Origin of the sequence: Microbacterium sp. UBA837 (assembly GCF_002296025.1) — a bacterium.
In the GTDB taxonomy this organism is placed as follows: Bacteria; Actinomycetota; Actinomycetes; order Actinomycetales; family Microbacteriaceae; genus Microbacterium.
In genome coordinates this window covers 1-7,511 of record NZ_DBHD01000153.1, presented here as the reverse complement: position 1 = coordinate 7,511, position 7,511 = coordinate 1, and the positions used below count along the sequence as shown (strand labels likewise).

General features: G+C 68.2%; 7 protein-coding genes. 4 read left to right on the top strand and 3 right to left on the bottom strand.

What is annotated here, in order from left to right; genetic code table 11:
- On the bottom strand, nt 1-1,110 hold a 1,110-nt coding region (locus B3587_RS11215), incomplete at its 3' end, for a hypothetical protein (protein ID WP_292728647.1).
- A gap of 114 nt (nt 1,111-1,224) precedes the next feature.
- Nucleotides 1,225-1,476, bottom strand: a complete 252-nt coding sequence (locus B3587_RS11210) for a helix-turn-helix transcriptional regulator (RefSeq protein ID WP_292728644.1) — start codon at nt 1,474-1,476, stop codon at nt 1,225-1,227.
- A gap of 306 nt (nt 1,477-1,782) precedes the next feature.
- On the opposite strand from B3587_RS11210, the gene cofG reads away from it, so the two are divergent.
- The 4 genes from cofG to cofC are packed head-to-tail and all read left to right on the top strand — an operon-like array spanning nt 1,783 to nt 7,284.
- Nucleotides 1,783-4,152 carry a 7,8-didemethyl-8-hydroxy-5-deazariboflavin synthase CofG gene (gene cofG, locus B3587_RS11205; protein WP_292728642.1) on the top strand — a complete coding sequence of 790 codons (2,370 nt, stop codon included), beginning with the start codon at nt 1,783-1,785 and terminating at the stop codon, nt 4,150-4,152.
- Complete coding sequence (locus tag B3587_RS11200) at nt 4,149-5,621, top strand: flavin-containing monooxygenase (RefSeq protein ID WP_228178334.1); 1,473 nt, start codon at nt 4,149-4,151, stop codon at nt 5,619-5,621. The genes cofG and B3587_RS11200 overlap by 4 nt, the downstream gene beginning before the upstream one ends.
- Entirely contained in the window at nt 5,618-6,631 is a 1,014-nt protein-coding gene (gene fgd / locus B3587_RS11195; RefSeq protein ID WP_228178333.1) for a glucose-6-phosphate dehydrogenase (coenzyme-F420), read from the top strand. Before B3587_RS11200 ends, fgd begins: the two co-directional genes overlap by 4 nt.
- Entirely contained in the window at nt 6,628-7,284 is a 657-nt protein-coding gene (gene cofC / locus B3587_RS11190; RefSeq protein ID WP_228178332.1) for a 2-phospho-L-lactate guanylyltransferase, read from the top strand. The genes fgd and cofC overlap by 4 nt, the downstream gene beginning before the upstream one ends.
- Here cofC and B3587_RS11185 read toward each other — a convergent pair.
- The coding region (locus B3587_RS11185; protein WP_292728635.1) for a uroporphyrinogen-III synthase at nt 7,257-7,511 on the bottom strand (255 nt) is incomplete at its 5' end. The two genes, cofC and B3587_RS11185, sit on opposite strands and share 28 nt — an antisense overlap.

Genomic DNA, 7,511 nt, shown 5'->3' with positions numbered 1-7,511 from the left:
GCTAAGGGCGGTTACCCCCATGCAGTCTGTGAGAGGCATCCAGGGTTGGTTCTCACATTGGTGTCGGGTCACGGGTTGGACGATTGATCCGACCCTGCTCTGGGTTTCCTGCCCCCGGAGTGGGTAGGAGTAGATCATGAGAGTGTTCGTGCCGTAGGTGCCTGAAGGCATGGCCCAGGGCTGTGCCATTCCCACCGCGACGGTCGACACGTTGCAGGGGTCGGACAGATCGTTGTAGTCACCATAGAGCCCGAGGGCACCTGGTGCCGCGACCACGTTCGCGCCGTCGATGACCCATCCGAACCAGTCGAACGGCTGGTTCGACGCAGCAGCCCAATCCTTGTAGTCATCGCCGGAGCAATTCGGACGCAGATCCTTCCCGGGGAATGTAATCGGTGTTCCGGGGGGCCAGGGCCTGTTGTTCGTGTAGAAGTCGACCTGGAACTCCATGCCCCAATGATCTGCCATCACCAACGGGGACGCGTATGGGTCTAGTGACCACCACGAGTACTGCGATGAGATCGAGAGGTTCTGCCCCATGTCCGTGATCATCACCTGAGCGTCGTTGGGCTGCCACGTGTCCCCCGCGGCAGCCGAGGACGCCACAACAGGGGAGAGCTGCGCTGTGGAACTTCTCTCCGCGGGCCCGCGATCCGTCGGAACAACAGCGTCTGGGGCGTCGTACACGGGGAGATCTGCGCCGAGGACCACGTCACCCAGTCCGCGGGACTGCTCACGCTTGTCCGTGAATGCCTCCCCGTCGACGTACGCTGTGACGATCTCCGGAGCGGTGCCTGTTTCCTTCCTGACCTCGGCAAGGAACTCCTCGACCGTCAGTCCGCCGTCGAGCCAGAAGTCGCCAACGATCGAATCGCTCTCGAACCGGTAACCCTCTACCGGCAGCCCAGCCGCCCGAGCGACGGTCGTCGCGGACTCCAGGCTGACCGGGTGCGCGAAGGAGATCTCGGAGAACGTCGGTGTGATGGGCTCCTCGACGGGCTCCTTCACGGGGCTCTGGTTACCCGATTCGGCAATTGCCGCGGCCGGTGTCATTGCGAGCACCACCGCGGCGATTGCCCCGCCGAGTGAGATGGCTTTCAGGTGTCTCATCAATCCTCCTGTCATCGTTGAGTGTCGATGTCTCACTCTCTCCATGGCACTCACACGAAACCAGGCAGTACGTTCCCTGGACTCAGAGGCGGAAACATGAGATAGGCGGGTACGCTACGTCGGCGGGTGAGGTGTCAGCTCCAGAGCCCACAGAACACGAATGACCGTGACCATCGTGGGGTTCGGAGCCGTCCCGACACCAGGCCCGACCCGCTCGAGCGCCGCATACGTCTGCACAGATACATCGGCCATGTGCGCGACCTCTTCTTGAGAGAGGCCGCGCCTGCGTCGCGCCGTCACAAGAACCTCGGCAAGGTCTCGCGTCACTTCGTAGTACCGGTCAGCGAATGACCGCGCTTCCTGCATAGAGGCCTCCCTCGACACGGAAATGCCCACGGGGCGCTCACGAGCCAAGGCCGACGCTACCTACGGACATCGGATCTGTCTGTCCCCCATAAGGGGGACAAGCCTGGCCTCTCGCCAGACCGGCGTCCGAAAGACGATCGTTCCATGGACACCTGGTCAGGCGCGATACCGACCGAGTCGGCACCCGGAATTCCGCGGCAGCCCCGTGAAGCCATCGGCGCGTCCGCAAGCGCTTGATCTACCGGACGCGGGTACACGACCGCGACACACGACCGGGCCCTGCACCGACGGTGCAACACTGGGGTGGTGGGCACGCTCAACCGAACACCGACTCGCCCCGCTGCCGTGAGCCTCGACGATGCCCTCTCACGAGCCGAGGCGGGCGACGACCTCAGCCGCGACGATCTGATCGCGGTGCTCTCGGCGCGCGGGTCGGACCTGGACGCGGTCCTCGATGTTGCGGGCGACCTGCGGGATCACGGCCTGCGAGAGGCTGGACGCCCGGGAATCTTCACCTACTCCCGCAAGGTGTTCGTGCCGGTCACGACCCTCTGCCGGGACCGCTGCCACTACTGCGTGTTCGTCGATACCCCCGGACAGCTGCAGCGCGCCGGCAAGCCGGTGTTCATGAGCCCCGAGCAGGTGCTCGCCGTCGCCCGCGCCGGCCAGCGCCAGGGCTGCAAGGAGGCTCTGCTCACGCTCGGCGACCGCCCCGAGGAACGATGGCCCGAGGCTCGCCGTTGGCTCGACGAGCACGGTTTCGCCTCGACCCTCGACTACGTCGCGCACGTCGCCCGCCTCATCACGGCCGAGACCGGCATGCTCGCGCATCTGAACCCCGGCGTCATGAGCGCCGACGAACTTCAGCGGTTGCGCCCGACAGGACCATCGATGGGCATGATGCTCGAGACGACGTCGCGCGAGCTGTTCGAGACCCCGGGACAGGTGCACTATGGGTCCCCCGACAAGGATCCCGACGTCAGGCTTCGGGTGATCGAGGAAGCCGGCATCCACCGCATTCCGTTCACGACCGGCATCCTCGTGGGGATCGGCGAGACGATCAGCGACCGCGCCGACTCCCTGCTGGCTCTGCGGGACGCGCACCGTCGCCACGGACACCTGCAAGAGATCATCGTGCAGAACTTCCGCGCGAAGCCCGGGACCGCGATGCGGGACGCGGCGGATGCCGAGCTGGAGGAGTACGTCGCCGCAGTGGCGGCTGCGCGCCTGACGATGGGCGCGAATGCACGCATCCAGGTTCCGCCGAACCTCAGCGACCCGACCGAGTTCGCCCTTCTCGTGCGGGCCGGTGCTGATGACTGGGGCGGGGTCTCGCCGGTGACCGCCGACCATGTCAATCCCGAGCGTCCGTGGCCCCACCTCGACGATCTGGCGGCCCGCACGGCCGAGCTGGGTTTCGAGTTGCGTGAACGTCTCACGGTGCATCCGGAGTACATCCGCGACGCCGCGACGTGGCTCGCGCCGGAGCTGCACTCGGCGGTGGCCGCCCTCGCCGACCCGGTCTCGGGGCTCGCGCTCTCGACGCTCGCCGCGACGACCCCAGATAGCGCAGCCCGACGCGCTCGGGGCAGCTCGTTCGACGCCCTCGTCACGGATGCCGCGACCGACCCGGAATCCCTCGCCGACGACGACTGGACGCGGCTGCTGACGGCACAGGGCGCAGACCTGGACGCTGTCGCCCGCGCAGCAGATGATGTGCGTCGCTACACCGTCGGTGAGGCCATCAGTGTCGTCGTCAATCGCAACCTCACCACGACCGGGCTGCGTCCGAGCGTGTCCGCCGGCGACCTGGACCGCGGCACATTCACGTTGGCCGAGGTCGCCGAGATCGCTCGAGATGCCGCAGACCTCGGTGCGAGCGAGCTGTGCGCGCAGGGCATCATCCCGATCGAGGCGGATGCCTACCTCGAGCTTGCTCGCACGGTGAAGGATGCCGCGCCCACGCTGCACCTGCACGCCTTCCGCCCGCAGGACGTCTGGGACTTCGCGTCCCGGAGCGGACTCTCGATCGACGAGGCCTACCGTGAGCTCAGGGCTGCGGGCGTCGATACCGTCCCGGGCACCGGCGTCAAGGTTCTCGATGACGGCATCCGCGAGCGGGTGGCCGCCACCGATCTTCCCGTCGATCAGTGGCTTACCGCAATCCGCGCCGCACATGCTGCGGGGCTGCGGTCGACATCCGTGCTCTTCTACGGCCACGTCGAAAGCGCCGCCGACCGCGTCGCGCACCTGCGCACCCTTCGCGACCTGCAGCGCGAGACGGGTGGATTCACCGAGTTCGTGCCGATCCCGCTGCCCGGATACGGCGTGCCGCTCGTCGCGGACAGGTCACCGATCGATGAGCATCGCGCCATGGTCGCCGTGTCACGGCTGCTGCTGTCGGGCGCGATCTCACACATCCAGGTGCCGTGGCCTCGGCTCGACGCCGCCAGCATTCCCGTGTTGCTGCGCTCGGGCGCCGACGACCTCGGCGGCACGCTGCTCGATGGTCGGGTCCTGCCCCGCACCGGTGTGGAGCACGGGCGCGAGCTCCCCCTGTCTGAGGCTGAGCGCATCGCCCGGCACCTGCTGCGGCCCCTCCGGCAGCGCACGACCGACTACCGGGACGCCCGTCCCGCTGCTCGCACAGGCGACCGAACCCGGGAGCCGCGATGACACCCGAACACGAGGTGGTGATCGTCGGCGCGGGTTTCGCGGGCCTCGCCGCCGCGATGGAACTCGAAGCCGCCGGAGTCACCGACGTCGTGATCCTCGAGCGGGCGCGAGAGGTGGGAGGCACCTGGCGCGAGAACACCTACCCGGGCGTCGCCTGCGATGTTCCAGCCCACCTCTACGCTCTGGCGCGTCATCCGTGGCCGCACTGGACACGGGAGTTCGCGCCCGGAGCCGAGATCCAGGCGTACCTCCGACGCGTCGCCGCCACCACAGGGATCGATAGCCGCATCCGGTTCGACACCGCGCTGCTTGACGCCCGCTGGAACGACGGCGCGTGGAACCTGCAGACCACCGGCGGCAGTCTGCGGGCACGGATGCACGTCCTCGCGTGCGGTCGGCTCACGGAACCGTCCCTGCCGGAAGTGCACGGCCTGGCAGCCTTTCCTGGACCTGTCGTGCACTCCGCGCGGTGGGATTCCCAGCTCGACCTGGACGGTAAGCGCATCGCGGTCGTCGGCACGGGCGCGAGCGGAGTCCAGCTCGTCCCGGAGCTCGTGCGCCGTGGTGCCGAGGTGACACTGTTCCAGCGTTCCGCGCCCTGGATCCTTCCCCGCGGCGGCAGAACCTATACGGATGCCGAACGCGAGCGGTTCGCGACCCACCCCGAGGTGCTCGCCGCCCTGCGCGAGGATCTCTTCCGCGAGGGGGAAGCCCGCCACGCCTCGCGCGCGGGTGACGCCGCTGCAGCTGCCGCGGCATCCGACCAGGCACAGGCGCATCTGCACGCGCAGGTATCCGACCCGACGCTGCGCGCATGGCTCACCCCCGACTACGCGTTCGGCTGCAAGCGGGTGCTGCTCTCCGACGACTTCTACCCTGCCGTTGCCTCGGACGCCGTCACCCTTGAGCCCTCGGCGCTGGCACGGGCGGATGGCGGTACCCTCGTCGCCGCGAGCGGGCGGCGCCATGCCGTGGATGCCGTCGTTCTTGCTACCGGGTTCAGCGCGACGCGTCAGCCTTACGCCGAGCTGGTCACGGGTGAAGACGGGATCTCCCTCGACGAACACTGGGCAAGCGGAATGTCATCAGCGCTGTCGACGGTCGTGAGCGGATTCCCGAACCTGTTCATCCTCAACGGACCCAACGCGTCCCTCGGTCACAACTCATCGATCCTCATGCTGGAGGAGCAGGCAGCGTACGCCGCGCGGACGATCGCCGCGGCCCCGGCAACGGCCACCTTGCGCCCCGACCCCGCCGTCGAGCAGGAGTACACCCGCATGATCGTGCGACGCTCGCGCGACACCGCCTGGGTCTCCGGAGGATGCCGCAACTGGTACGTCGACGAACGGTCCGGGCGCCTCACCTTGCTGTGGCCGGGCACCGTGACACAGTTCCGCGACCAGCTCCGCCGGGCCGACGGCAGCGAATTCCTGACTGAACCCGCTACCGAAAGGAGCACCACGCCATGACGATCCCCCTGCGCCTGGGATACAAGGCATCAGCCGAGCAGTTCGGACCAAACGAGCTCGCAGACTTCGCGGTGGGCGCCGAGCAGGCCGGGTTCGACTCGGTGTTCGTCTCCGACCACCTGCAGCCCTGGATGCACGAGGGTGGCCATGCGCCGGCGGCTATCCCGTGGCTCGGCGCCGTCGGGGCGCGAACGTCCCGGGTCCTCCTCGGCACGTCGGTGCTCACCCCCACCTTCCGCTACCACCCGGGTGTCGTGGCGCAGGCCTTCGCGACCCTCGGCGTGATGTACCCGGGGCGCGTCATCCTGGGGGTGGGCACCGGCGAATCCCTCAACGAGGTGACCCTCGGCATCCCGTGGCCCGAGCCGCCCGAACGTTTCCGTCGCCTGAAGGAGTCGCTCACGCTCCTGAACAAGCTGTGGACCGGCGAGCGCGTCAGTTTCGACGGCGAGTTCTGGCAGGTTCGGGATGCGACGATCTACGACCGTCCCGACACTCCCGTACCGGTCTACATCGGTGCCGCCGGCCCCGCCGCTACCCGTCTGGCAGGTCGCGTCGCCGATGGCTTCATCACGACAAGCGGCAAGGACCCAGCTCTGTACACCGACACACTCCTTCCGGCTCTGGATGAGGGGCTGGAGAAGTCGGGGCGCACGCGTGATGACATCGACACGCTCATCGAGGTGAAGGTCTCGTACCACCCCGATCCTGCCGAGGCCCTCGAGCGCACCCGGTTCTGGGCCCCTCTCGCGCTCAGCCCCGAAGAGAAGGTCGGCATTCACGATCCCATCGAGATGCAGCGACGGGCCGCGGAACTGCCGATCGAGCGTGTCGCGAAACGGTTCATCGTCTCGTCCGACCCCGACGAGCACGTCGATCGCATCGTCGAAGTCGCCGAGCGCGGCTTCCGCCACCTCGTGTTCCACGACCCCGGGCACGACCAGGCGGAGTTCATGGAACGCTACAGCCGCGACATCCTCCCCCGCCTGCGCGAACGTCTGGATCCGTGAGCGGCTGGACGCTTGTCATCCCGGTGCGCGGCGGCGCGGGAAAGAGTCGCCTCGTCGTGCCGGATATCGATCGGGCAGCACTGGCGCGCGCGATCGGGCTCGACACGATAGCCGCAGCGCAGGCGTGCCCGGCCGTCGCGCAAGTGGTGGTCGTGACCGCGGATGCCGAGATCGCGCGTGAGATCTCGGATGGCTGCCTCGTCGTCACCGACCCCGGAACCGGCTTGAACGACGCGGTGCGGGCCGGGCTCGCGGTGACGGATGCCGCCCAGCCGCGAGCCGCGATGCTCGGCGACCTTCCCGCGCTTCGCGCCACAGACCTGGAGACCGTGCTCGTGGCGGCAGCACGGTACGAGAGCGCGGCGCTGCCGGACGCGGAAGGGACGGGCACGACCCTCATCACGCGGACGGTGGCCGGCGAGCTCGTCCCCGCATTCGGTGAGGACTCTTTCACCCGCCACCGGGCAGCAGGATTCCTCGACCTCGCCCGCGAGATCGAGGCCGGCCGGCAGCAGCGGGGGGCCTGGAGCGCACGGCGAGACGTCGACACTCTCGATCAGCTCCACGAAGCCGCCCAGCTCGGGCTCGGCATCCGCACGGCCGCACTCTTGGAAGGGAGATCGCGTCAGGGCGCAGCTTCGTCGGTCGCATGAAGCAGCGGAAAGCGCGCAACGACCTCGATGAGCGCATCGACGGTCTGGCGATCGGCCACACCGTCGACAGTGAGACCGGCGGCCTGGGCGTCAGTGGCGGTCCGCGGGCCGATCGCCGCCACGACGGTCGAAGGCGGAATGTGCGGGAACTGCTCGCGCACCTGTTCGGCGACCGATCCGCTTGTGACGAGGATCGCGTTGATCCGACCGCTACGCACGTCGTTCGC